The following is a 24565-nucleotide window of genomic DNA, read 5'->3' as shown; positions in this document are numbered from 1 at the left end:
ACGGAACGCTTGATTAAGTACATCAGGTTAAAGGAGTAATAACCGGCAATGCGTTTATCACGAGGGTTTTTCTCCATAGAGTCACTTTAATAAACGTGAACAACGAGGCTCCATTGATGCAAACCGTACTGGACACGTCACTGAGTTCTTTTGCGCGGGCAGACCTTCTACAAGGCCCCACGCCCATTCAGCGCGCCGAACGCCTCGAACAACTCCTGGGCTTGAAGTCGCAGGGAATCGGCCTGTTTCTCAAGCGCGACGATCATATGCTGATTGGCGGTGGCGGTAACAAACTGCGCAAACTCGAATTCCATATCGGCGCAGCGCTGGCAGCCGGAGTCGACACGGTGATCACCGTGGGCGGCATTCAGTCCAACCACGCGCGCCTAACCGCCGCGGTGTGTGCTCGTCTGGGCCTTTCCTGCGAACTGATCCTGACCCGCGCGGTACCCAAAACCGATGTGGATTACGAACTCAACGGTAACGTTCTGCTCGACCAATTGTTCGGCGCAAACCTACAGGTGCTTGCCGGGGGCAGCGACTCACTCGCCGTGGCCGAAACACGGGCCACGCAACTTAGGGACTCGGGGCGCAACGTGCTGGTGATTCCCACCGGTGGCTCAACGCCTCTGGGCAGTCTCGGTTATGCGCGCTGCGCAGCGGAGATCGCGCAGCAGGAGTCGGAACTCGGCCTCACCTTCAATCAAGTCGTGGTGCCCAACGGCAGCGCCGGCACCCACGCCGGGCTCGCGGCGGGCTTCCAGTTGCTGGGCCGAGGCACCTCGATCGTCAAGTCCTATTCGGTTTTGTCCGATCGAGACACGTCAGCGGCCAGAACCCGGCAATTGACTCAAGACGCACTGGCGCTGTTGGGCAGTAGTGACGTCGTTCAGGCTGAAGAAGTTGCCATTGACGGCAGTCAGTTGGGCGACGGTTACGGTCTGCCGACGCCAGCCATGCAGGAAGCAGTGCGCCTGATGGCTCGCGCCGAAGGCCTGTTGATCGACCCGGTGTACTCCGGCAAAGCGTTCGCCGGGCTGTTGGCCGATCTTAGACAAGGACGCTACCGTTCCGGGGACAACGTGCTGTTCGTGATGACCGGTGGAACACCGGGTTTGTATGCCTATCGGGAAACCTTTCAGTCCTAGCGGTTAATCACTGATGTCAGTCGTCTTCGCATCATCACATGCACAGACGACGGGTCAGATCATTAAGAAGCCATCGGCCTGCTTTCCCTAAAGAGCGATTTTGCATGTGCGCTGCGTAGATCGTAAGTGTGTCTGGTGTGCGCTGAAGTTCGGCGGCTAACTCAAGCGGCAAGAGGCGTCCTGAAGCCAGATGATCCGCAATCAGATGCTCTGGCATTCGGCACCAACCGAACCCGGCGAGCAAAAAATCCATCCGCCGTGCCAAATCTACAAACCGCCACTGGTGACTGCCCGTCACCCCATAGCTAGGGCCGTCGGGAGAAACCGGATCGGAAAGTACCAGTTGCACATAAGGCTTGAGGTCTGCACTTGTTGCCGGACGGCCTAACATGGCCAGGGGATGCCCGCTGGCTACTACTGGCCTCAAGTCGACGCTGAGCAGCGGCAGTGCGGTGACATCATCGGGCACTGTCGGAATCAATGTGCAAAGCGCCAGTGCCGCATCGCCGTTGCGCAATCGGCGCTCTGCGCCGCCTAAGCCTTCTGTGGAAAAACTCACTGCCAGATGCGGAAAAGCCTCACGGATAGCGCGCAGGCTTTCGATGAGCGGTGCGCTAGGGACTAAAGGGTCTATGGCGAGAGCCAACTCCGGTTCAACCCCTGCTGCCGTACTTGCGGCCATTGCTTCAAACTGGGCAGCGCTTGCCAGCACTGCGCGCGCTTGAACCACTAGCACTCTACCTACCTCAGTGAGAGTTGGACGATGGCCGCTCCGATCAAACAGCCTCACACCTTGAACTGACTCAAGTGTGGCAATCGACTGGCTAATGGCAGATTGAGCACGCCGCAGGTGACGTCCCGTTGCCGAGAAACTGCCTGTATCAGCAATGGTTACCAGGATCCGCAACTGATCCAAGCTGAGATTTCCGATCATGACCCATCACTTAAACAGATGGACTCAATCATATTTACATCACTCCTGCTTAGAGATCGCATTGGGTAGAGTGTGTCGCACATCGCCTATAGCGACAACGCAAAACATACCGCCGCGTCACCGCGCAGGAGTTACTTTCATGTCCAGGCTTCTCACCATTGAAACCAGCCCACGTGCGGATGCTTCAATCTCCCGGCAGCTCACTCGCCGATTTGTGGCCGCATGGGAAGCTGCACACCCTAGGGGCGCCATCAAAATACGGGATCTGACGGACACTCCACTTACGTTCGTGTCGGCCCCCTGGTTACAGGCTTACTTCACCCCGGACACCCAACATTCGCCTGAAATGAAAGCCGTGTTGCAGCTATCCGATGAGCTTGCGGCCGAGTTGCTGGAAACCGATCACCTGGTTATTTCAACGCCGGTCTACAACTACAACGTCCCTGCGGCGCTCAAGGCGTGGGTGGATCACGTGGTACGTAAAGGCCTGACATTGGGCTTTGATGGTAAAGGGCTGGTGACCGGTAAAAAGGCTACGGTGCTGCTCGCCTCGGGAGGTGTATACACCAATGACTCCCCGATTAGAGACCGTGACATTGCGACCCAATATTTGAAACTGATCCTGAACGTCCTGGGTATCACTGATGTCACCTTTATTGCGGCCGGCGGCGCTAAAGCTGTAGATCTCGGCGAAATCAGCATGGACGATTTTCTGAATACATTTGATCATCAAATTCAAAAGTCGCTGGTTTAGACAGCATTACGGCGCTAGCGAAAAAATGGTGGCGAGATGGCTTGATCAATGTTCCAAAAAAAAACCGCCCTTTCTGTGTGCAGATAGTGCGGTTCTTGTCATTTCAGCTCATACGCCAATCAATCATCACGTGTCAGCACTTCCAGCAATTCAATCTCGAAAATCAGGTTCGAATTCGGCGTGATCTTGCCCATGGTCCGTTCACCGTAGGCCAGATGCGCCGGCACCAGCAACTTGCGCTTGCCGCCAACCTGCATCCCCATAATCCCCTGATCCCAACCCTTGATCACCCGCCCCGTGCCAATCACGCACTGGAAAGGTTTACCCCGGCTGTAGGAAGAATCGAATTCAGTCCCGTCTTCCAGCCAGCCGCGGTATTGGGTGGTAATCAGCGCGCCTTTGACGGCGGCTTTGCCGTCGCCCGGCTCAAGGTCAATGATTTGCAACTCGTCGTTCATGATTCCTACTCGTTCACTGTCGCCCAGTGATTGGGGCGCGGACGGAGGTTTTCGCAGAAACCGGCGCGCAAGGCAATCCACGGAACCGAAAGACCGTCTTCCGGCTCACATGAATAACGACTTCGTACTCAGGAAAGGATGCTCTGATGACCGACTCATCACCGCTGTACAGTTTCATCCCGCCCTACATCCTCAACCGAATCATCGCCCACGGTTCCGACCGTCAGCGCTCCAGCGCCCAGACCACGCTGATCCATGTCCGCCGTCTGCGGCACAATCCCGGCCCGCCATCGCGCCCACCCGCCAAAGCGATCCTGTCGCCGCCCGGCCACCCCGGCCTGGCGCAACGCAGCATTCATGACGCGCAAGGGAAAATGCTTCTGCCGGGTATGCCTGTGCGGCTTGAAAGCCAGGCGGCAACCGGCGATCCGGCGGTCGACGAGGCCTACGACGCAATGGGTGCCAGCTATGATTTCTTCTGGAAGGTGCTGGGTCGGGACTCCATCGACAACAAGGGTTTTGCCCTGATCGGCAGCGTGCATTACGGCCTGGATTACCAGAACGCGTTCTGGAATGGCGCGCAAATGGTGTTCGGTGACGGCGATGGCGAAATCTTCGAGCGCTTCACCCGTTCTCTGGATGTGATCGGTCACGAGTTGACGCACGGCGTGATCGAAAGCGAAGCCGGTCTGCTCTATGTCAACCAGTCTGGGGCATTGAACGAATCGATATCGGACGTTTTCGGGGTACTGATCAAACAACATGTATTGGGCCAGACCGCCGAACAGGCTGACTGGTTAATCGGCGCCGACCTGCTGGCACCGCGCATCAAAGGTATCGGTTTACGCTCGATGGCCCATCCGGGCACGGCCTATGACGACCCGTTGCTTGGCAAGGACCCGCAACCGGATCACATGCGCAAGTTCGTCATCACCCAGGAAGACAACGGCGGTGTGCACATCAATTCGGGCATCCCCAATCGGGCGTTTTATCTGGCCGCGATGGCGCTGGGCGGCTTTGCCTGGGAAAAAGCCGGCCGCATCTGGTACGACGCGCTGTGCGACAAACGCCTGAGTAGCGAAGCGACATTCAGTGCTTTCGCGCAACTGACCGTCGAGCATGCCCGGCAAGGATTTGGTGCGAAGGCAGTCGAGGCGGTGCGACACGGCTGGTCTGAAGTGGGCGTCGACCTGACGCTGGAGGAACAATGAAAACCTTGCCAACACTGGACGACAACGCGGTGGTCTGTGTCTCCCGCCAGGGCGGCATGGCGGCGATCCACAGCTTGACCCGCCCCCGAGAGATCGAATTTGCCCAATGCAATGCCGACCAACGCACCCGCATTTGTTCGTTGCTCGAGGGTTGCCTGCTTATGACGAGTTCATCCGCTGGTCGGGGCGATCAGCGCTTCTATCAAATCGAAGTGCGCTACCGCAGCGGCGAACAGGACGACCGAATGGTGATGAAGGTGCCTGAAGATCAGGCGCCTGGAGAATTGGTGCATCTGTGGGACAAAGGTGAACTGCTATAAGTTTGGCGCCCCTCGTAATAGAGGCTGATGATCGAAGGCCGTGTGAACTAACATAGGCGCATCTCTCCCGATACGGCTGATACGCCACGATGGCGAAACCTGAATGACTGTGGACTGGACCAGCGCCGCCATCGGCTCAGTGATGCTAGCCCTGATCGTCGCGTTGATCTGTCGCGAGCGCTCGCTGCAAAAGCAGCTGGCCGAGTATCGCGTGCTGATCACCAGCCTGACTGACGGACAAAACATCCGTCGGGACGGTGACGCCGAACGCTTCAAGCGCAGCCAGTACTTCGCCCGCATCGGCACGTGGGACTGGGATGTCGACACCGACAAGCTCTACTGGTCGGACGCGATCTACGGCATGTTCGGCTTCAAGATCGACGAAGTAACGCCCTCCTACGCCCTGTTTTGCTCATGTGTTCACCCGGACGACCGGGCCAAGGTCCGGGCCGGGGAATTGCGCTGCCTGGAAACCGGCGACAACCATGACGAGGAATACCGGGTCGTCTGGCCCGACGGCACGATCCGCTGGCTTCGGGAAACCGGCAATGTGGTCAAGAACGACCACGATGCAACGATCAAAATGATGGGCGTGGTACGCGATATCACCGAAGAAAAAGCCTCCGCCAGCTACCTGCAACACCTGGCTCACTTCGACCCGCTGACCGGTCTGCCCAATCGTCTGGTACTCGAAGAGCGTCTGTCCGAAGCGCTGGAACAGGCGCGCATCAGCGCTACGAGGGTTGCGCTGGTGTTTGTCGACCTCAATGGTTTCAAGGCAATCAACGACCATTACGGCCATGCCGCCGGCGACCGGGTCCTGATCACCACCGCCACCCGACTGAAGAAAATCCTGCGTTCAACCGATACCGTCGCCCGGATCGGTGGCGACGAATTTGTGGTCATCCTTCAAGGCCTGCCCCAGGGCAACAGCCTGCAAGACGAAGCCCGCAGCATCTGCCAGAAAATCTTCGTCGAACTGTCGCCACCGGTGACCATCGGCAATGATCAACGCCACATCGGCACCAGCCTGGGCGTCGCGGTGTTCCCGGACCATGCGCCGAGCATGGACCGGTTGATTCATATTGCGGATCTGGCGATGTATGAGGCGAAGCGCAGTGGGAATAATCAGTATCGGTTGGGCACTGAAAGCCCCGTACGCGCTCACAGCGAATAGCCCTTCGACGGCCTAACGCTCCACCGGCGTGATATCCACAATCGTCCCGTTGGTAATCATCACCATCATGTACTTGTCGTTGATCTGCACCCACTGCGCCTGACTTTTCGGGGCTTTCAGGCCTCTCTGCTTCCAGTTGGTCAGGGCTTTTTCGCTGCGCTGGTAAACGTCGGGGGCACGATCCCCCTTCACCAGTTGACGGTTGTTGTCGACCCCGGGCTGAACGGTTTTTTGCGGCGGGTCAGCCGCTTGAACAATGGGACTGATACCGGCAATGCCGGCGGCAATGGCCAAGGCGGCGATAAGGGATTTGCTGTTCATGGGGGTGATCCTCCTGTGATGTCGCGGTACCAGAACTCCGACTGCGCATGCAGCGAATCATTCCTTACGGATTACATTGATCCGTTTCAAACATCAATGCATGCCAACAATGCAATTAACATATCGATCACCCTGCTCCACTATCCGCCCCAATAAGAACCGTGCATTGCGTCCAGGCAGTGCACGTCATAAAAGCGGTGGAGTACACGTCTATGACAGCATCAACCCAACGGCCCGCGACTTCCGGTCGCTCCCGGGCCAGTGCGATTTTCCGGGTCACCTCGGGCAACTTCCTCGAACAATTCGACTTCTTCCTTTTCGGCTTTTACGCCACGCAGATTGCTGCCGTGTTCTTCCCGGCCAGCAGCGAGTTCGCCTCGTTGATGATGACCTTCGCGGTATTCGGCGCTGGCTTCCTGATGCGGCCGTTGGGCGCCGTGGTGCTGGGCGCCTACATCGATGATGTGGGCCGGCGCAAAGGGTTGATCGTCACCCTGTCGATCATGGCCAGCGGCACGATTTTGATTGTGCTGGTGCCCGGTTACGAAACCATCGGGCTGTTCGCCCCGGCCATCGTCTTGATCGGCCGCTTGCTGCAAGGCTTCTCGGCCGGCGCAGAAATGGGTGGCGTCTCGGTGTATCTCTCGGAAATCGCCACGCCCGGCAACAAAGGCTTCTTCACCAGTTGGCAGTCGGCCAGCCAGCAAGTGGCGATCATTGTCGCGGCGGCGTTGGGCTATGGCCTGAACCAATGGATGGCGCCAGCGATGATTGCCGACTGGGGCTGGCGGATTCCGTTTTTCGTTGGCTGCATGATCGTGCCGTTCATTTTTTTCCTGCGCCGCAACCTTGAGGAAACCGAAGAGTTTGCCGCCCGCAAACACCGCCCGAGCATGGGCGATGTGTTCCGCACGTTGGCACAGAACTGGGTGATCGTGTTCGCCGGGATGATGATGGTTGCCCTGACCACCACAGCGTTTTACCTGATCACCGTTTACGCACCGACCTTCGGCAAGACCGTGCTGCACTTGAGTACATCTGATGCGCTGCTGGTGACTTTGCTGGTGGGCGTTTCAAACTTCTTCTGGCTGCCGATTGGCGGTGCACTGTCAGACCGCATCGGTCGTCGTCCGGTGCTGATCGCCATGGCCCTGCTGACATTGGCCACGGCGTATCCGGCGCTGACGTATCTGGTGCAGGCACCGAGCTTCATCAACATGCTGTTGGTGCTGCTGTGGTTGTCGTTCATTTACGGTTTGTACAACGGCGCGATGATCGCCGCGCTGACGGAAATCATGCCGGTCGAAGTGCGGGTCGCCGGGTTCTCCCTGGCTTACAGCCTGGCCACGGCGGTGTTCGGTGGTTTCACACCGGCGATATCGACCTTCCTGATCCAGTACACCGGCGACAAGGCTGCGCCCGGCTACTGGATGAGTTTTGCCGCGTTCTGTGCGTTGTGCGCGACGCTGTATCTCTATCGCCGTTCGACCGGTCGCTTGCAACCGGCGATGTCCTGAACCCTTTGAGAGCACATGACCATGAAGAAGCTATTCAATTTTGCGGCCCTGACTTTGCTGGCCAGCCTCGGTCTGAGCACCGTCGCCCAGGCCGAAGAGATCCGCGTGATGACCTCCGGCGGTTTCACCGCCGCCTATAAAATCCTCGGCCCGAAATTCGCCGCCTCCACCGGCAACACACTGGACACCGCCCTCGGCCCTTCGATGGGCAAGGCGCCGGAAGCGATTCCCAATCGTCTGGCTCGCGGTGAAAAAGCCGACGTGGTGATCATGGTCGGCTACGCCCTCGATGACCTGATCAAGCAAGGCAAAGTCGATCCCGCCTCACGGGTCGAGCTGGCGGACTCGCGGATCGGTCTGGTGGTACGTAAAGGCGCGCCGAAGCCGGACATCAGCTCTGTCGACGGCCTGAAAAAGACCTTGCTCGACGCGAAGTCCGTGGCCTATTCCGACAGCGCCAGTGGGGTGTACATCGAGGAACAATTGTTCAAACGGCTGGGCATCGAAGACCAGCTCAAACCCAAATCAACGATGATCCCGAAAATCCCGGTGGGCTCGGTGGTTGCCACCGGTGACTATCAACTGGGCTTCCAGCAGGTCAGCGAGTTGCTGCCGGTGCCAGGCGTGAGTTTTGTGGCGAAGATTCCAGAGTCGGTGCAGTCGGTCACGCGTTTCGCCGCAGGCATTCCGGTCGGTGCGCAACATCCGGCGCAAGCCAAGGCATTGCTGGATTACCTGGCCTCCACCGCCGCTCAACCGGATGTCAAAGCCACCGGGCTGGACTCGGTCAGTCGCTGATCTGGACTTTCATTTCCACCACCAGCCGTTCCAGTTCCAGTGCCGCCGGGGTTAATGTGCGACCCCGGCGCTTGATCAAACCGACACTGCGCATCACGTGCGGATCGGTCAGCGGCACCCGTGTCAGGATCGGGTGATCCGCCGCCGGCATCGCCATCAACGGCACCGCTGCCACGCCCAACCCTGCTTCAACCAAACCGATCATCGTCGTCACATGCCGGGTTTCGCAGATGCTCGGCCGCTGCGGCACGATGCCCGTGAGCGCCTGATCCAGCAGAAAGCGATTGCCGGACGTCTTGTCCAGCGAGATGTAGTCCTGCTGATAAAACTCATCCCACGTCACGCTACTGCGCCTGGCCAACGGATGATCGCGCCGACACGCCACCACATAACCTTCCTGTACCAGCGGCTCGAACTCCACTTCCGCCTCCAGGGTGCCCATGAAACTCAGGCCGAAATCCGCCTCGCCGTTGACCACCGCACTCAGCACTTCGTGGGCGCTGGAATCGAGGACCTTGACCTTGATCCGTGGAAACTGCCGGTGGTAGTGGGCGATCACTCGCGGCATGAAGTAGTAAGCCGCTGAAGGCACGCAGGCGACGGTGACGTGGCCGAGGCGGGTCGAGGCGACTTCGCTGATGCCCAATAGCGCCACGTCCAGGTCGTCCAGCAGACGCTCGACGCTCGGCATAAAACCGCGTCCGGCCTGGGTCAGGCTGACCTTGCGTGTGGTGCGCTCGAACAACCTCACACCGAGGGCGTCTTCGAGCTTTTCAATGCGCCGGCTCAACGCCGGTTGCGAAATGCGCACCGCGTCGGCCGCCTTGCGAAAGCTGCCCTGCTCCACCACGGCGCGAAAGGCTTGCAAGTCATTAAGGTCGAAGTTGATGGCCATGGTGCGCACTCGGGAGCAGACAGATTGATCAGCTTATCCTATGAATGTAACCAATTGATGCAAAATGTAACCCCTTGCTGAACGTTCGTGGCTGACGCATCAAGCGCCACCCTTTATCCTTGTCACCCCCGCCGTACCGTGTGAATGGAGTTTTTGTCATGCCCCATGAAGGCAACCTGTTGCAAGCCGCTGTCGTGTTTCTGTTCGCGGCGGTGCTCACCGTTCCCCTGGCCAAGCGCCTGCAACTGGGGGCGGTGCTGGGTTATCTGTTTGCCGGCGTAATTATCGGCCCGTCGGTGCTGGGCTTGATCGGCAATCCGCAAAGCGTCAGCCACATTTCCGAACTCGGGGTGGTGCTGTTGCTGTTCATCATTGGTCTTGAGCTGTCGCCGCGACGTTTGTGGGTGATGCGCAAATCAGTGTTCGGCGTCGGCCTGGCGCAAGTGCTGCTGACGGGCACGGTGATTGGTGTGCTGGCGTTGTTCGTGTTCGGTCAACCGTTGAACAGCGCGATCGTGTTGGGCTTGGGCCTGGCGCTGTCATCCACCGCGTTCGGTTTGCAAAGCCTGGCCGAGCGCAAGGAACTGACCAGCCCACACGGACGGTTGGCATTTGCGATTCTGCTGTTCCAGGACATCGCCGCCATCCCGTTGATCGCCATGGTGCCGTTGCTGGCGGGTGGCGATCACACCAGCAGCGCTGGCGAGGGCCTCAATCACGGCTTGCGCGTGCTGGGCAGCATCGCGGTGGTGGTGATCGGTGGGCGGTATCTGCTGCGCCCGGTGTTCCGGGTGGTGGCCAAGACCGGTTTGCCGGAAGTCTCCACCGCCACCGCGTTGCTGGTGGTGATTGGCACGGCGTGGCTGATGGACCTGGTCGGCGTGTCCATGGCGCTAGGGGCGTTCCTCGCCGGGTTGCTATTGGCGGACTCCGAATACCGCCACGAACTGGAAGCGCAAATCGAGCCGTTCAAGGGATTGCTGCTGGGGCTGTTTTTCATCAGTGTCGGCATGGGCGCCAATCTGAGTCTGCTTCTGAGCGCGCCAATCACGGTGCTGGGCCTGACCTTGTTGCTGATCGCAATCAAATTGCCGCTGCTGTTTGTTGTCGGTCGGTTGGCCGGTGGCTTGGGCAAGGTCAGTGCGATTCGCCTCGGTATCGTGCTCGCGGCCGGAGGTGAATTTGCGTTTGTGGTGTTCAAGATCGGCCGCGACCAGGGACTGTTCGAGCCGCGCCTGTACGACTTGCTGGTGCTGACCATCACCTTGTCCATGGCAGTGACGCCGCTGCTGTTGCTGTTGTGCGCGCGACTGGTCAGCCCCAAGGTTCAACCGGTGGTAGTGCCGGAGAAATTCCGCGAGATCCATACCGACACGCCGCGCGTGGTGATCGCCGGCATGGGCCGTATGGGGCAGATCGTTGCGCGGATTTTGCGCGCGCAGAACATCAAGTTCGTCGCCCTCGACACTTCGGTGGAAACCATCGAACTGTCGCGCAGCTTCGGCGGTGTGCCGGTGTTCTACGGCGACCCGATGCGCCCGGAGATCCTCAGTGCGGCCAAGGTCGAGCAGGCGGAATACTTTGTCATCGCCACCGACGACCCGGACACCAACATCAAAACCGCCGAGTTGGTGCACAAACTCTATCCGCACATCAAAATCATCGCCCGGGCGCGTAACCGTCAGCATGTGCATCGGCTGGTGGACCTTGGCGCCGAGGCCATTCGTGAAACCTATTATTCGAGTCTGGAAATGAGCCGGCGCACCCTGGTCGGACTGGGGCTGACCCAGGCCCAGGCCGATGCGCGAATCAAGCGCTTCAAGCATCACGACGAGCAGGTGCTGGAAGCCCAGCATGCGATTTATGACGATGCGGCGAAAGTATTGCAGACGGCGCAGGAAGCCCGGGCGGAACTGGCGAGGTTGTTTGAGGCGGATCAGTTGGAAGAGGAAGCGGGCAAGCGTTGAGGCGACTGTCAGGGCCTCATCGCGGTGCACTGGATAAATGACAAATTCAAAGGAATCCACAATGGCTGATGACCAACCCGCCCCCGCCCTGAAAGAAATCTTCAACGCCGAACGCTTCAAACACATCGCCACCGAGATGACCGCCGTCTACCCCGCGTTCAACGCCAAGGCCTTCCTGAAACTGGCCAACGACGGGCTAACCGATTTATCAATCATGCAGCGAATGGCCCGGGTCAGCGAGTGCCTGCACGCGGTCCTGCCGTTGAGCTATGAAGAGACGCTTGAAGTGCTGCGCGCCCTCGCTCCGCGGCTGAACAGCGGTTTCGTCAGCATCTCACTGCCGCATTACGTCGCGACGTACGGCGGACATGCCTTCGAACAATCCATGGACGCCCTCAAGTACTTCACTGCGTTCGGCTCCTCGGAGTTCGCGATCCGCCATTTCCTGCGCAGTGACATCGAACGCTCACTGGCGGTCATGCACGATTGGTCACTGGACGAAAACGAGCACGTCCGCCGCCTGGCCAGCGAAGGCAGCCGACCGCGCCTGCCGTGGTCGTTTCGACTGGAACAGATTCAGGCTGACCCAGCATTGGCGGCCGCAATCCTCGACAACCTCAAGGCCGACGACAGCCTTTACGTGCGCAAGTCCGTGGCCAACCACCTCAACGACATCACCAAGGATCATCCCGAATGGGTGCTGGACCTGATCGAAGGCTGGTCGCTGGACAACAAACACACCGCATGGATCGCCAAACACGCCCTGCGCAGCCTGATCAAACAGGGCAATCAACGAGCGCTTGCGATCATTGGCGCGGGCGGCAAGCCTGAGGTCGAGATCATCGATGTGAAGGTGGAACCGGCGGTGATTCGTCTGGGTGAAAAAATCACCCTGTCCTTCGCCGTGAAATCCACGGTCCAGGACAGTCAGCGACTGGTGATCGACTACGCCATCGATTACGTAAAAGCCAATGGCAGCACGTCGCCGAAAGTGTTCAAGCTCAAGGCGCTGACGCTTCCCGGCAAGGCGACCGAATCCATCGCCCGTAGCCAGCAGATCAAGGAACTCACCACCCGCCGGCATTACGCCGGTCAGCACGCCGTGCACATTCTGGTGAACGGCGAGCGCTTGGCCAGCACCGGGTTCGAGATTATCGCTGACTCTGATTGACCGTATTGCCGGTCTGAAGACAGGCCTGACCGATCTTTTGGCCACCTTCAGACTCCGTTAAGAAATGCCTCCGATACTCCTCCCACACTTACCTGGGGAGGCGTATTCCGATGCCCGATTTCGACTGGAACATCCCTCTGCCCCTGCATTTCGGCCAAGCCGAAACCCCGCAGATGAGTTTGGCCAGAGCCCTGCCTGACGAGCCCCTGCGCCCCGTCTTCGAAGCCTTTATCCAGCAACGCTTCCGCAAGGCCCACGGGGCCGACATCCGTCATTTCATGCCGGAGCTGTTCGGCATGAACAACGCGTCAGGTGAACTGTGTGCAGTGGCCGGCGTGCGTCTGGCAAGTCGTGAACCGTTATTTCTGGAACGTTACCTGGACGAACCGGTCGATCCGCTGATCAGTGCCGCAGCCGATTGTGCAGTAGACCGCGGGGGCATCGTCGAGGTGGGCAACCTGGCCGCCACCGACACCGGCAGTGCGCGAATGAGCATCATCGCCATCACTTACCTGCTGGCCATGGGCGGCCTGGAATGGGTGGCATTCACCGGCAACATCGGCCTGGTGAACAGCTTTCACCGTCTGGGTTTGAAACCCGTGACCCTGTGCGCCGCCGATCCTGCGCGGCTGGGCGACGACCGCCACAGCTGGGGCAGTTACTACGAGAGCAAGCCCTGGGTGCACGTTGGCAACATCCGCGCCGGCTTCATCCATTTGCGCAATATCGGGATGTTCAATCGCCTGGGGTTGCCATCGTCCATCGAGGAATCCAGCCATGTCGCCTGAAATGGAGCGCTTCAAACAAACCCTGCGCAGCCATGCCGAACGCAAGAGCAATGCCATCGCCCTGTGGGGCGATCACCTGAAACTGGACTACGCCACGTTGTACGCCGAAGTGATGTATCGCCAGCAGCGCCTGCGCGATGAAAACGTCAAGGTGGTTGCCCTGGCTCTGGACAATGGCGTCGAAGCCATGCTCTGGGACCTGGCCGTGCTGTTTGAAGGCCTGACCTGCCTGACGTTGCCACCTTTTTTCAGCCCGGCTCAACGCAAACATTGCCTGAAGCAAAGCCAGGCCGCCCTGGTGATTGCCGAGCCAGAATTGGAAGCCGAACTGCAAACGGCCGGCTATGAGAAAGCCGGCGAGTTCTGGCGCCGCTCCTTCAGCGGCCCAAGTCGGATGCTTGAAGGCACCGCCAAACTGACCTTCACCTCGGGCACCACCGGCACACCCAAAGGCGTATGCCTGAGCGCCGAGAGCATTCTGCGGGTTGCCCGCGAACTGGATCAGGCCAGCAAACCCACCGATCCGCAACATCACCTCGCGCTTCTGCCGCTGGCGATCCTGCTGGAAAACCTGGGTTGCTATGCGGCGCTGTATGCCGGTGCGACGTTGAGCCTGCCCAGCCAGAAAACCCTGGGTATTCAGGGTGCCAGCGGTGTGGATGTGCCGCGACTGCTCGGATGCCTGGCCACCCGAGCCCCCGAGAGTTTGATCCTGGTGCCGCAGTTGTTGTTGATACTGGTCAGCGCCGCCGAGCAAAAAGCCTTCAACCCCCACGCGTTGCGTTTTGCCGCGGTGGGTGGCGCACGGGTCAGCGAAGAATTACTGCACCGTGCGCAACGGATCGGTCTACCGGTTTACGAAGGCTACGGACTGTCGGAGTGCGCGTCGGTGGTGTGCCTCAATCGGCCAGACGCGCAACGCCCCGGCAGTGTCGGCCGGCCCCTGCCCCACATGGAAATCCGTCTGGCCGACGACGGCGAAGTGCTGATCAAGGGATCGACCTTGCTCGGCTATTTGGGTGAAGCGCCGCACACCGAAGAATGGTGGCCAAGCGGCGATCTTGGCGAGTTCGACCCTGAGGGTTTTCTCTACCTCAAGGGGCGCAAGAAACATCAATTCGTCACCAGCTACGGCCGCAATGTGAACCCGGAATGGGTCGAGGCTGAATTGACCCAACGCCGCCATATCGCCCAGGCCTTTGTCTACGGCGAAGCGATGCCGAGCAACCACGCGTTGCTCTGGCCCCATCGCCCGGATTGCACCGACGAAGAACTGGCCGCCGCCGTGACCCACGCCAACGAGGCCTTGCCCGATTACGCCCAAGTCCATCACTGGACCCGTCTGGATCAAGCGTTCACCCCCGCCAATGGCCTGCTGACCGCCAATGGCCGCCCACGCCGGGACGCCATCGTCGAGCGTTACCGCGAGCAACTGACTGAAGCTGACTTTTCAGAGGAACCTGCGTCATGAGCTTTTTCGACACACTGCAAGAAGCCACCCACCAACAACGTCATGAACTGTTCAATCTGCCGATCATCCGCGATGCTCTCGAGGGCAAGGTCAGCCTGGAAAGTTACCGGGCCTTCCTGGCGCAAGCCTATTACCACGTGCGCCACACCGTGCCGCTGATGATGGCGTGCGGTGCCCGTTTGCCGTCGCGCCTGGAATGGCTGCGTAAAGCGGTGTGCGAGTACATCGAGGACGAATACGGCCACGAACAATGGGTCCTCGACGACATCGAAGCCTGCGGCGGCGACAAGGACGCGGTGCGCGACGGTCGTCCGTCCTTGCCGATCGAATTGATGGTCAGCTTCCTCTACGACCTGATAGCCCGGGACAACCCGGTCGGCCTGTTCGGCATGGTCAACGTGCTTGAAGGCACCAGCATTGCCCTGGCCACCCACGCCGCCGACAGCATTCGCGAACGCCTGGACCTGCCGGAAAGCGCTTTCAGTTACCTCAGTTCGCATGGCTCGCTGGATATCGAGCACATGCAGACCTATCGCCGACTGATGAACACCCTCGATGATCCGGCCGACCAGGCCGCCGTGATTCATGCCTCCAAAGTGGTGTACACGCTTTACACCGATATGTTCCGCGGCTTGCCGCGCAACGGGGAGAACCTGCATGCACCTGTCTGAGGCCCGCGTGGTGTTGACCGGTGCCAGTGGCGGCATCGGGCTGGCAATCGCCACCGCCCTGTGCGCCAGTGGTGCCCGGGTATTGGCAGTGGCTCGGCATCGGGAACCGTTGGCGCCGTTACTCGAACGCTATCCACAACAGTTGTGCTGGATCGGCGCCGACCTGACGTTCCTCGCCGACCGCCGCAAAGTCCTGGCCGCCGCCGAAGCCATCGGCGGTATCAACCTGCTGATCAACGCCGCCGGGATCAATCACTTCGCCATGCTCGAGCAGCTCGATGACAGCGACATCAACGCCATGCTGGCGGTGAACATCAGCGCACCGATCTGCCTGACCAAGCTATTGCTGCCGCTGCTCAAGCAAGCGGAGAGTGCGATGGTGGTGAACGTCGGTTCGACCTACGGCTCCATCGGCTACCCCGGCTACGCCAGCTATTGCGCCACCAAGTTTGCCCTGCGGGGTTTTTCCGAAGCCCTGCGCCGGGAACTGGCCGACACCCGCGTCGGCGTTTTGTACGTTGCGCCACGTGCCACCCGCACCAGCATGAACAGCCCGGCGGCGCAGGCCTTGAATGACGCACTCAAATCCAGTGTCGACGACCCGCAAAAAGTCGCCTCGGCGGTGATGCACGCCATTGCCGGTGACCACCGCGACTTGTACCTGGGTTGGCCGGAACGCTTTTTCGTACGCCTGAACAGTCTGTTGCCAAACCTGGTGGATCGCGGCCTGCGCAAGCAGTTGCCACTGATCCGTCGCCTGAGTCAGAAGCCTGATAACGAGAACCAAAAGCCATGAAAAAACTCTGCGCGTGTTTGCTGTTGGGTGCCTTGAGCCCAAGCGCCTGGGCGCTGGACGCCGCCGATCAACAACGTCTCAATGGCATCCAGCAAAGCTGGGCGCACATTCAATACGAAGTACCCGCGGATCAACGCACTGTGGCGTTTGAAAAACTCGCCCTCCAGGCGTCGGCGTTCACTCACGAACGCCAGTCAGTGGCCGAAGCCTGGATCTGGTCCGGTATCGTCACCAGCAGTTGGGCCGGTGCCCAGGGCGGGCTCGGTGCACTTAGCAAGGTCAAGGATGCAAAAGTCGACCTGGAGAAAGCCCTGGCCCTGGACCCCAAAGCCCTGCAAGGCTCGGCCTACACCAGCCTCGGCGCACTGTACGACCGCGTACCGGGTTGGCCCATCGGTTTCGGCGACGCCGACAAGGCCGAACAGTTACTCAAGCAGGCCTTGCAACTGAACCCGAACGGCATCGATAGTCTGTACTTCTGGGGTGATCACCTCTACCGTCAAAAACGCTACAGCGAAGCCCGCGGGGCGCTGCAAAAAGCCCTGCAGGCAGACCCAAGGCCCGGCCGGGAAACCGCTGACGCCGGGCGGCGTAAAGAGATCGAAGCATTGCTGGTGGACGTGAACAAGAAACTCGACTGACAGGAGTCTGTGTGCGCTTATTACTGATCGAGGATGACGTGGCCCTGGGCGAAGGCATCCATCAGGCTCTGGGCCGCGAAGGTTATACCGTCGACTGGTTGCAGGACGGCAGCAGCGCCTTGCATTCGCTACTCAGTGAGTCCTTTGACCTGGCAGTGCTCGACCTCGGCCTGCCGCGCATGGACGGGCTGGAAGTGCTGCGCCGCCTGCGTGACAGCGGCTCCAACCTGCCGGTGCTGATCCTCACCGCGCGGGACGCCACCGAAGACCGTATCGCCGGGCTGGATGCGGGGGCCGACGATTATCTGATCAAGCCTTTTGATCTGGCCGAACTCAAGGCGCGTCTGCGGGCCTTGCTGCGGCGCAGTGCCGGCCGTGCGCAGATGCTGATCGAACACGCCGGCATCAGCCTCAACCCCGGCACCCAGCAAGTCAGCTATCTGGGCGAACCGGTCGCGCTGACGCCCAAGGAATATCAGCTGCTTCACGAACTACTCTCGCCACCGGGCCGGGTCATGACCCGTGATCACTTGATGCAGTTGCTGTACGGCTGGAACGAAGAAGCCGAAAGCAACACCCTGGAAGTGCACATTCATCACCTGCGCAAGAAGTTCTCCACCGATCTGATCCGTACCATTCGCGGTGTCGGTTACCTGGTGGAGGAGCGTCGATGACGTCCATTCGGCACCGCACCCTGACGCTGATCATCGGCCTGATGCTTGCCGGTCTGGCGGTGATCAGCGTGTTCAACTGGCACGACAGCAACCACGAAATTGCCGAAGTCTATGACGCCCAACTCGCACAGAACGCCCGGCTGCTGCAGGGTGTGATGCGCATGCCGCTGGCCAGCAAGGAACACGCCGAGCTGTATCAGGCGTTCAACAAGGCCCTGGGCGAAGCGGTGCCCAGGGTCGATGGCCATCCCTATGAAAGCAAGATTGCCTTTCAGGTCTGGAATCGTCAGGGCGAAGTGCTGGTGCACACCGCCAGCGCGCCCTCCTTCACCGAGCCCCCGTCGAAACCCGGCTTCAGCGATGTGGTGGATCTGAACAACGAGCACTGGCGCGCGTTCATGCTGGAAGACAAACAAACGGATCTGCGGATATGGGTGGGCGAACGCGACGATGTGCGTTCGGACCTGGTGGACCGGATTCTGCGCCATACCCTGTGGCCCAATGTGCTGGGCAGCCTGATTCTGGTGGCGATGGTGTGGTTGGCCATTGGCTGGGGCCTCAAGCCCCTGGCCGATATGGCGGCGACGCTGCGGGCACGGCACAGCGGTTCTCTGGAACCGCTGCAACTGACCCCGCTGCCCAGCGAGCTCGAACCGATGCAAGCGGCGCTCAATCGCATGCTCGCGCAGATCCAGGAAGTGCTCGGCCGCGAGCGGCGCTTTATCGCCGATGCCGCCCATGAAATGCGCACGCCCCTGGCGGTGCTGCGGGTACATGCGCAAAACCTGCTGGAGGCCGGCACCGAACAGGAGCGCCGGGAATCCCTGGCGTTTCTGATTTCGGGCGTGGACCGAACCAGCCGTTTGGTCAACCAATTGCTGACCATGGCTCGTCTTGAGCCCACAGCCATAACGCCGGTGCTGCACACCATCGACCTGACTGAAACCGTCCGCGACAGCCTGGTTCAGCTCACGCCCTGGTTACTGAGCAAGAACCTTGAGCTGACCTTCGACGCCACCGACCGGCCCCTGAACGTAGTCGCTGACGCCTCCGCCATCGACATCGCCCTGAATAATCTGATCAGCAACGCGGCAAATTTTTCCCCCGAGCACGGCATCATCACCGTGCAGCTGGATCAGGCTGACGGGTTCTATTCTCTGAGTGTCGAAGATCAGGGGCCCGGCATCGACGAAGCCGAACGCGGCCGGTTGTTCGAACGTTTTTACAGTCGCGGTAACGTCCAGGGGGCGGGGTTGGGGCTGACAATCGTCAACACCATTGCGACTCGGCTGGGTGGACGCATCACCTTGGTCAACCGACCGGAGGGCGGGCTGCGGGCAACGCTGTCGATACCGGACGGCCAAAGGCTCAGTCCATTGCAGCGAACTACCCGCGAGCTGCCGCCCAAGGGATGAGTCAGGTGGGTGAACTCGCCAAATAATACGCAACCAAAGCATTCGCATGGCCATGCCCCATACCATGCTCAGTCTTCAGCCAAGCCACCATTTCCATGTGCTTCTTGGCACCCACTGTTCCCAGCAGGTCCAGCCAGTGACTGATTGGCTGCCCATACTTTTTCTCGATTGACGGGAAGTACGACGCTGGGCCTTTCACTTTTGTATCTTCGGTCATGCTACAAGCTCCCTTTATCACGACGGAGTGTCGGTGGACTCTCCTTGTCTTCATCCCACGAATTGAAGACCAGGACGGCTGCACAGTCCAGCGCAAACAAGCTCGCAGTTAATAAGCAACGATTGACGCTATCGCGAAGCGCTCTAAAGAACTGTCATTTCTAACAGGTCACTTTCAGTTTGGCCGGGGCTAAGCTGCGCCCATTGGAATGAATTGAGGTGTTCATCATGTCTCGCAATCGTTACCTATTACCGCTGGGCGTTTGCTTGTTGGTGATGCTGCCCGTGTTCCGCGATGCCCTAGGTGTCACGTGGGTGCCCTTAAAAGACCAAGTGGAATTTCAATGCAATAACGGCAACACCGTGCCGGGTTACAGCGCGTATGTTGTCGGCAACCATCCGGAGTTAGGGAATTGGGATCCGGCCAAGGCCGTAAAGCTCGACCCTAAACCCGCCCCTAACAACTCTACATGGACCGGCAAGGTACTTTTCCCAGGCACGGACGACGGCAAAGATGTGGAATGGAAATGTATCGTGCGCAAAGAGAACGACCCGACCGACGTAAAGTGGCAGACCGGTTCCAACAACACGGTGAAGTTGGCTTTCACCACAAAGAGTATCGGCACGTTCTGAGGCATGAGTGAGCATTTGGGAAATGAGTCTGACACTCTCCCAAGATCAAAAGATCGCAGCCTTCGGCAGCTCCTACACCTATCCCTGTAGGAGCTGCCGAAGGCTGCGATCTTTTGATCTTTGTTATCCCAGCAACAACCCCTGCTCCGCCTCACACAACTCCACCACGTAATCCCACAACACCCGCAACCGCACGGATTTGTGCAACTCACGCCGCGTGCTGATCCAGTAGCTGCGCTGAATGCTCTCATCCGGCAGCAACGGCACCAGGCCGGGATCGGCGCTGGCCATGTAACACGGCAGCACGGCGATCCCCAACCCGGAACGCGCGGCCTGTTGCTGGGCGATGACGCTGGTGCTGTGAAACACCACCTGCGGATTGCGGCAGAAGCTGTTGAGAAACATCAGTTCCTGGCTGAACAGCAAGTCATCGACATAGCCAATCCACGCGTGACGACCGAGGTCTTCGCGGCTGCGCAGCGGTGGCGAACGATTCAGATACTCCTGGCTGGCATACAGCGCCAATCGATAGTCAGTCAGTTTTCGCGTGACCAGCATGTCGGCGGCCGGGCGTTCGAGGTGGATGCTGATTTCAGCCTCGCGATTGAGGATGCTGACGAACCGCGGCACCGCCACCAGTTCCACTTCCAGCCCCGGATAACGTTCGAACAGGCCGTTCATGCGACTGGCGAGGAACATGATGCCCAACCCTTCGGTCACGCCGACGCGGATCTTGCCCAGCGGTGCCGTGGACTGGGTGATTTCTTCCTGCGCCAGCAACGCGACGTTTTCCATCGCTTCGGCGTGTTTGAGCAGCGCTTCGCCCGCCGGGGTCAGCTCATAACCCTGGGCATGCTGAACAAACAGCGCGGTGCCGAGGCTCTTTTCGATGGCCTCAATGTGCCGGGCCACGGTGGCGTGAGTGGTGTTCAAACGGCGGGCAGCGGTGAGCAAACGCCCGCTACGCTGCAACTCGAGAAAAAACCGCAGGTCATTCCAGTCGAACATGAACCGTCCTTGAGGTGGGGCTGTTTAAAAACGCACAGCGGCTGCGCAAAAACTAACATTCTTTTGACGAAAGCTAACAACTAGGATGACCGACAACAAGAACAACAACATGAGGTCACGGATGCAGACTTCCCTGGATGAATACGACTACATCGTGGTCGGGGCTGGCCCGGCCGGCTGTTTGCTGGCCAATCGGTTGTCGGCCGACCCGCAGAATCGCGTATTGCTGCTCGAGGCCGGCGGCCGCGATAACTATGCGTGGATTCACATCCCCGTGGGTTACCTGTTCTGCATCGGCAACCCGCGCACCGACTGGTGCTTCAAGACCGAAGCGCAACCCGGCCTGCAAGGTCGCGCCCTGAGTTACCCGCGTGGCAAAGTGCTCGGCGGCTGTTCCTCGATCAACGGCATGATCTACATGCGCGGCCAGGCCGGCGACTATGACGGCTGGGCGGCGCAGGGCAATCCCGGCTGGAGCTGGAACGACGTGCTGCCGTTGTTCAAAAAGAGCGAAAACCATTTTGCCGGCGACTCGGAGTTTCACGGCGCCGCCGGGGAATGGCGGATCGAACGTCAGCGGCTGTCTTGGCCGATTCTCGATGCCTTCCGCAGCGCCGCCGAGCAAAGCGGCATCGCCAGCATTGATGACTTCAACCAGGGCGACAATGAAGGCTGCAGCTACTTCCAGGTCAACCAGAAAGCCGGTATTCGCTGGAACGCGGCCAAGGCGTTTCTCAAACCGATCCGCAACCGGCCCAATCTCCCCGTGCTGACCGACGTCGAAGTGGATCGCGTGCTGCTGGAAAACGGCCGTGCGTCAGCGGTCAGCGCGCGTTGGCAGGGTCAGGCGAAAACCTTCAAGGCGCGCAAGGAAATCGTGCTGTGCGCCGGTTCCGTCGGCTCACCGAGCATCCTGCAACGTTCCGGGATCGGCCCTCGCCCGCTGCTGCAACGATTGGGGATCGGCGTTGCCCATGAACTGCCCGGTGTGGGTGGCAATCTGCAGGATCACCTGCAACTGCGCCTGATCTACAAACTGGAAAACGCCCGTACGCTGAATCAAATTGCCGGCAGCCTGTGGGGCAAGATGGGCATGGGCCTGCGCTACCTGTATGACCGCAGTGGCCCGCTGTCCATGGCGCCGAGCCAACTCGGGGCCTTCGCCCGTTCGGGACCGGAGCAAACATCGGCGAATCTCGAGTACCACGTTCAGCCACTGTCGCTGGAGCGTTTCGGTGAGCCGTTGCATGCCTTCCCCGCCTTCACGGCGTCGGTGTGCGATCTGCGCCCGCAAAGCCGTGGTCGCATCGAGATCCGTTCCACCGATCCGCAGGAAGCACCGCTGATTCAGCCCAATTACTTGAGCCATCCGGAAGACTTGCGGGTGGCAGCGGATGCCATTCGCCTGACCCGACGCATCGTCGCCGCACCGGCCCTGCAAGCGTTCAAACCGGTGGAGTACTTGCCCGGAGATAGTTTGCAGAGCGACGAACAATTGCACGAAGCCGCCGCGCGTATCGGAACAACAATTTTCCATCCGGTCGGCACCTGCCGCATGGGCAACGACGCGGATGCGGTGGTCGATGCAGAACTGCGCGTTCACGGCATCCCAGGCCTGCGCATCGCCGACGCCTCGATCATGCCGCGCATCACCTCGGGCAACACCTGTTCGCCTACGCTGATGATTGCCGAAAAAGCCGCGCAACTGATGCTTGCCGCTACTGCCGACAGTCCCCCTGTGGGAGCGAGCTTGCTCGCGATGACGGTATGACTTCCAGCATTAATGTTGACTGATACACCGCTATCGCGAGCAAGCTCGCTCCCACAGGGGTTGCACTTGATTCGCGGACGTTGGGCATTACCCCCTTTAAGGACTACGCAACACCAGTGGAACAAAAAAAACAATCACTGTGAGGGATACCGATATGTCAGAACATGTTCAGCCTCTGGAAGCCGTGCGCAGCGCGGGCACCAGCAAGGAAACCCAAAAAGTCATCTTCGCCTCGTCACTCGGGACGGTCTTCGAGTGGTATGACTTTTTCCTCTATGGCGCCCTCGCGGCGGTGATCAGCAAACAGTTCTTCGCCGGGGTCAACGACACCACGGCGTTCATCTTTGCGCTGATGGCCTTCGCTGCCGGCTTCATCGTGCGGCCGTTCGGCGCCTTGGTGTTCGGCCGGTTGGGGGACATGATCGGGCGTAAATACACGTTCCTTGCGACCATCATCCTCATGGGCCTGGCGACCTTCTGCGTCGGGCTGCTGCCGACCTACTCGAGCATCGGCATTGCCGCGCCGATCATCCTCGTGGTGCTGCGCATGCTTCAGGGCCTGGCCCTGGGCGGTGAATACGGCGGCGCTGCCACTTACGTGGCCGAACACGCACCGATGGGTAAACGCGGTTTCCACACCAGCTGGATTCAGTCCACTGCGACCCTCGGTTTGCTGCTGTCGCTGCTGGTGGTGCTCGGTTGCCGCTACTTCACCGGTGACCAGTTCGAAGTCTGGGGCTGGCGGATTCCGTTCCTGTTTTCGATCATTCTGCTGGGCATCTCGACCTGGATTCGCATGAGCCTGCACGAGTCGCCTGCGTTCGTGAAAATGAAAGAGGAAGGCAAACTCAGCAAATCGCCGCTGCGCGATTCCTTCGGCAAATGGGAAAACCTGAAAGTCGTACTGATCGCCCTGTTCAGCATCAATGCCGGGCAAGCCGTGACCTTCTACGCGGCGCAGTTCTACGTGCTGTTCTTCCTCACCCAGTTCCTGAAAATGGACCCGGCGCTCGCCAACAGTCTGTTGATCGTCAGCGTGATCATCGGCGCACCGTTCTTCATTTTCTTCGGATGGCTGTCGGATAAAGTCGGGCGCAAACCGGTACTGATGATCGGCTTGCTGCTGGCGACTGCACTGTACTTCCCGATCTTCAAGTCCATCGCCCACTACGCCAACCCGGCCATCGACCAGGCCAGCCGTCAGGCACCGATCACCGTGCTGGCGGACCCGGCCACCTGCACCTTCCAGTTCGACCCGGTGGGCAAGGCGAAATTTGATAGCCCTTGCGACAAGGTCAAAACCTTCCTGGTGAAACAGGGCCTTCCCTACAACAGCGAAGCTCTACCTGCCGGCAGCGCCGTGCAGGTCAGCGTTGGTGAAGTGAAACTCGATGGCTACGATGAAGCAGCCCTGCGTGGCGCCGTGACCCTGGCGGGGTATCCGTCACAAGCCGATACGCAACAGGTCAACAAGTCCATGATCGTGGCGCTGATGGTGGCGCTGATCATCATCTCCGCCATGTGCTACGGCCCGCTGGCAGCGCTGATGGTCGAACTGTTCCCGACCCGCATCCGCTACACCTCGATGTCCCTGCCGTACCACATCGGTAATGGCTGGTTCGGTGGTTTCCTGCCAACAGTGTCGTTTGCCTTGGTGGTGTACACCGGGGACATCTTCTACGGGCTGTGGTACCCGGTGCTGATTACCGGGGTGAGCCTGGTGGTGGGCATGATCTGTTTGCGTGAGACCAAGAACGTAGACCTGGATACCAACTGACAGCACGAGCAAAAAAAACGCCCCGCAATGCGG

At 59.7% G+C, this 24565-nt stretch carries 25 protein-coding genes; 19 read left to right on the top strand and 6 right to left on the bottom strand.

Annotation, left to right across the window (positions count from 1 at the left end):
- Window positions 1-116 precede the first annotated feature (116 nt).
- Entirely contained in the window at window positions 117-1148 is a 1032-nt protein-coding gene (locus ACA079_RS13790) for a D-cysteine desulfhydrase family protein (protein ID WP_497703936.1), read from the top strand.
- Between the two features lie 34 nt (window positions 1149-1182).
- Here the strand turns inward: ACA079_RS13790 and ACA079_RS13785 are convergent, their stop codons facing one another.
- Window positions 1183-2082 carry a LysR family transcriptional regulator gene (locus ACA079_RS13785; protein WP_497703935.1) on the bottom strand — a complete coding sequence of 300 codons (900 nt, stop codon included), beginning with the start codon at window positions 2080-2082 and terminating at the stop codon, window positions 1183-1185.
- 139 nt (window positions 2083-2221) lie between these two features.
- On the opposite strand from ACA079_RS13785, the gene ACA079_RS13780 reads away from it, so the two are divergent.
- A complete protein-coding gene (locus ACA079_RS13780; RefSeq protein WP_497703934.1) occupies window positions 2222-2836 on the top strand; it encodes an FMN-dependent NADH-azoreductase in 615 nt (204 codons plus the stop codon).
- A 119-nt stretch (window positions 2837-2955) separates the two neighbouring features.
- Here ACA079_RS13780 and ACA079_RS13775 read toward each other — a convergent pair whose 3' ends face one another.
- Entirely contained in the window at window positions 2956-3294 is a 339-nt protein-coding gene (locus ACA079_RS13775; RefSeq protein WP_074875989.1) for an FKBP-type peptidyl-prolyl cis-trans isomerase, read from the bottom strand.
- Between the two features lie 146 nt (window positions 3295-3440).
- On the opposite strand from ACA079_RS13775, the gene ACA079_RS13770 reads away from it, so the two are divergent.
- The 3 genes from ACA079_RS13770 (at window position 3441) to ACA079_RS13760 (ending at window position 6002) form a co-directional block, all read left to right on the top strand.
- Window positions 3441-4505 (top strand): M4 family metallopeptidase, encoded by a 1065-nt coding sequence (locus ACA079_RS13770; protein ID WP_497703933.1) that lies wholly within the window; start codon window positions 3441-3443, stop codon window positions 4503-4505.
- On the top strand, window positions 4502-4825 hold the full coding sequence (locus tag ACA079_RS13765) for a protealysin inhibitor emfourin (protein WP_497703932.1): 324 nt from the start codon (window positions 4502-4504) through the stop codon (window positions 4823-4825). The genes ACA079_RS13770 and ACA079_RS13765 overlap by 4 nt, the downstream gene beginning before the upstream one ends.
- Before the next feature lie 103 nt (window positions 4826-4928).
- Window positions 4929-6002 carry a diguanylate cyclase domain-containing protein gene (locus ACA079_RS13760; protein WP_497703931.1) on the top strand — a complete coding sequence of 358 codons (1074 nt, stop codon included), beginning with the start codon at window positions 4929-4931 and terminating at the stop codon, window positions 6000-6002.
- 12 nt (window positions 6003-6014) lie between these two features.
- Here the strand turns inward: ACA079_RS13760 and ACA079_RS13755 are convergent, their stop codons facing one another.
- Window positions 6015-6323, bottom strand: a complete 309-nt coding sequence (locus tag ACA079_RS13755; protein ID WP_497703930.1) for an RcnB family protein — start codon at window positions 6321-6323, stop codon at window positions 6015-6017.
- Between the two features lie 212 nt (window positions 6324-6535).
- On the opposite strand from ACA079_RS13755, the gene ACA079_RS13750 reads away from it, so the two are divergent.
- Both ACA079_RS13750 and ACA079_RS13745 read left to right on the top strand, forming a co-directional pair.
- Window positions 6536-7840: an MFS transporter gene (locus ACA079_RS13750; protein WP_497703929.1), complete on the top strand. Its 1305-nt coding sequence runs from the start codon at window positions 6536-6538 to the stop codon at window positions 7838-7840.
- 21 nt (window positions 7841-7861) lie between these two features.
- Window positions 7862-8638 carry a substrate-binding domain-containing protein gene (locus ACA079_RS13745; RefSeq protein WP_497703928.1) on the top strand — a complete coding sequence of 259 codons (777 nt, stop codon included), beginning with the start codon at window positions 7862-7864 and terminating at the stop codon, window positions 8636-8638.
- Here the strand turns inward: ACA079_RS13745 and ACA079_RS13740 are convergent.
- Window positions 8628-9533, bottom strand: coding sequence for a LysR family transcriptional regulator (locus tag ACA079_RS13740; RefSeq protein WP_497703927.1), 906 nt, complete (start codon window positions 9531-9533; stop codon window positions 8628-8630). The genes ACA079_RS13745 and ACA079_RS13740 overlap by 11 nt on opposite strands.
- Window positions 9534-9691: 158 nt before the next feature.
- Here ACA079_RS13740 and ACA079_RS13735 point away from each other — a divergent pair, with 158 nt between their 5' ends.
- The 9 genes from ACA079_RS13735 to ACA079_RS13695 all read left to right on the top strand — a co-directional run bounded on the left by ACA079_RS13735 (window position 9692) and on the right by ACA079_RS13695 (window position 19127).
- The gene (locus ACA079_RS13735) at window positions 9692-11500 is read left to right on the top strand and encodes a monovalent cation:proton antiporter-2 (CPA2) family protein (RefSeq protein WP_497703926.1); all 1809 of its coding nucleotides are present in this window, start codon (window positions 9692-9694) and stop codon (window positions 11498-11500) included.
- Between the two features lie 61 nt (window positions 11501-11561).
- The gene (locus ACA079_RS13730; protein WP_497703925.1) at window positions 11562-12671 is read left to right on the top strand and encodes a DNA alkylation repair protein; all 1110 of its coding nucleotides are present in this window, start codon (window positions 11562-11564) and stop codon (window positions 12669-12671) included.
- A 110-nt stretch (window positions 12672-12781) separates the two neighbouring features.
- On the top strand, window positions 12782-13459 hold the full coding sequence (locus tag ACA079_RS13725) for a thermostable hemolysin (RefSeq protein WP_497703924.1): 678 nt from the start codon (window positions 12782-12784) through the stop codon (window positions 13457-13459).
- Entirely contained in the window at window positions 13449-14930 is a 1482-nt protein-coding gene (locus ACA079_RS13720) for an AMP-binding protein (RefSeq protein ID WP_497703923.1), read from the top strand. Before ACA079_RS13725 ends, ACA079_RS13720 begins: the two co-directional genes overlap by 11 nt.
- Entirely contained in the window at window positions 14927-15601 is a 675-nt protein-coding gene (locus ACA079_RS13715; protein ID WP_497703922.1) for an iron-containing redox enzyme family protein, read from the top strand. Before ACA079_RS13720 ends, ACA079_RS13715 begins: the two co-directional genes overlap by 4 nt.
- Window positions 15588-16397, top strand: coding sequence for an SDR family oxidoreductase (locus ACA079_RS13710; protein WP_497703921.1), 810 nt, complete (start codon window positions 15588-15590; stop codon window positions 16395-16397). Before ACA079_RS13715 ends, ACA079_RS13710 begins: the two co-directional genes overlap by 14 nt.
- The gene (locus tag ACA079_RS13705; protein WP_497703920.1) at window positions 16394-17038 is read left to right on the top strand and encodes a tetratricopeptide repeat protein; all 645 of its coding nucleotides are present in this window, start codon (window positions 16394-16396) and stop codon (window positions 17036-17038) included. The genes ACA079_RS13710 and ACA079_RS13705 overlap by 4 nt, the downstream gene beginning before the upstream one ends.
- Before the next feature lie 11 nt (window positions 17039-17049).
- Complete coding sequence (locus ACA079_RS13700; RefSeq protein ID WP_497703919.1) at window positions 17050-17712, top strand: response regulator; 663 nt, start codon at window positions 17050-17052, stop codon at window positions 17710-17712.
- Complete coding sequence (locus ACA079_RS13695) at window positions 17709-19127, top strand: ATP-binding protein (protein WP_497703918.1); 1419 nt, start codon at window positions 17709-17711, stop codon at window positions 19125-19127. Before ACA079_RS13700 ends, ACA079_RS13695 begins: the two co-directional genes overlap by 4 nt.
- Before the next feature lies 1 nt (window position 19128).
- Here ACA079_RS13695 and ACA079_RS13690 read toward each other — a convergent pair whose 3' ends face one another.
- Window positions 19129-19344: a DUF4287 domain-containing protein gene (locus ACA079_RS13690; protein ID WP_497703917.1), complete on the bottom strand. Its 216-nt coding sequence runs from the start codon at window positions 19342-19344 to the stop codon at window positions 19129-19131.
- A gap of 227 nt (window positions 19345-19571) precedes the next feature.
- Between ACA079_RS13690 and ACA079_RS13685 the strand changes: the two genes are divergently transcribed.
- A complete protein-coding gene (locus tag ACA079_RS13685; RefSeq protein WP_497703916.1) occupies window positions 19572-19976 on the top strand; it encodes a carbohydrate-binding module family 20 domain-containing protein in 405 nt (134 codons plus the stop codon).
- 123 nt (window positions 19977-20099) lie between these two features.
- Here ACA079_RS13685 and ACA079_RS13680 read toward each other — a convergent pair whose 3' ends face one another.
- On the bottom strand, window positions 20100-20984 hold the full coding sequence (locus tag ACA079_RS13680; RefSeq protein WP_497703915.1) for a LysR family transcriptional regulator: 885 nt from the start codon (window positions 20982-20984) through the stop codon (window positions 20100-20102).
- 121 nt (window positions 20985-21105) lie between these two features.
- Here ACA079_RS13680 and ACA079_RS13675 point away from each other — a divergent pair, with 121 nt between their 5' ends.
- Together ACA079_RS13675 and ACA079_RS13670 are read left to right on the top strand one after the other, a co-directional pair.
- Complete coding sequence (locus ACA079_RS13675) at window positions 21106-22755, top strand: GMC family oxidoreductase (RefSeq protein WP_497703914.1); 1650 nt, start codon at window positions 21106-21108, stop codon at window positions 22753-22755.
- A 154-nt stretch (window positions 22756-22909) separates the two neighbouring features.
- The gene (locus tag ACA079_RS13670) at window positions 22910-24532 is read left to right on the top strand and encodes an MFS transporter (protein ID WP_497703913.1); all 1623 of its coding nucleotides are present in this window, start codon (window positions 22910-22912) and stop codon (window positions 24530-24532) included.
- Window positions 24533-24565 lie beyond the last annotated feature (33 nt).

Source organism: Pseudomonas sp. LBUM1645, from assembly GCF_059716185.1.
The sequence above is the reverse complement of the archived record's forward strand: the minus strand, read 5'-3'. Positions and strand labels throughout refer to the sequence as shown.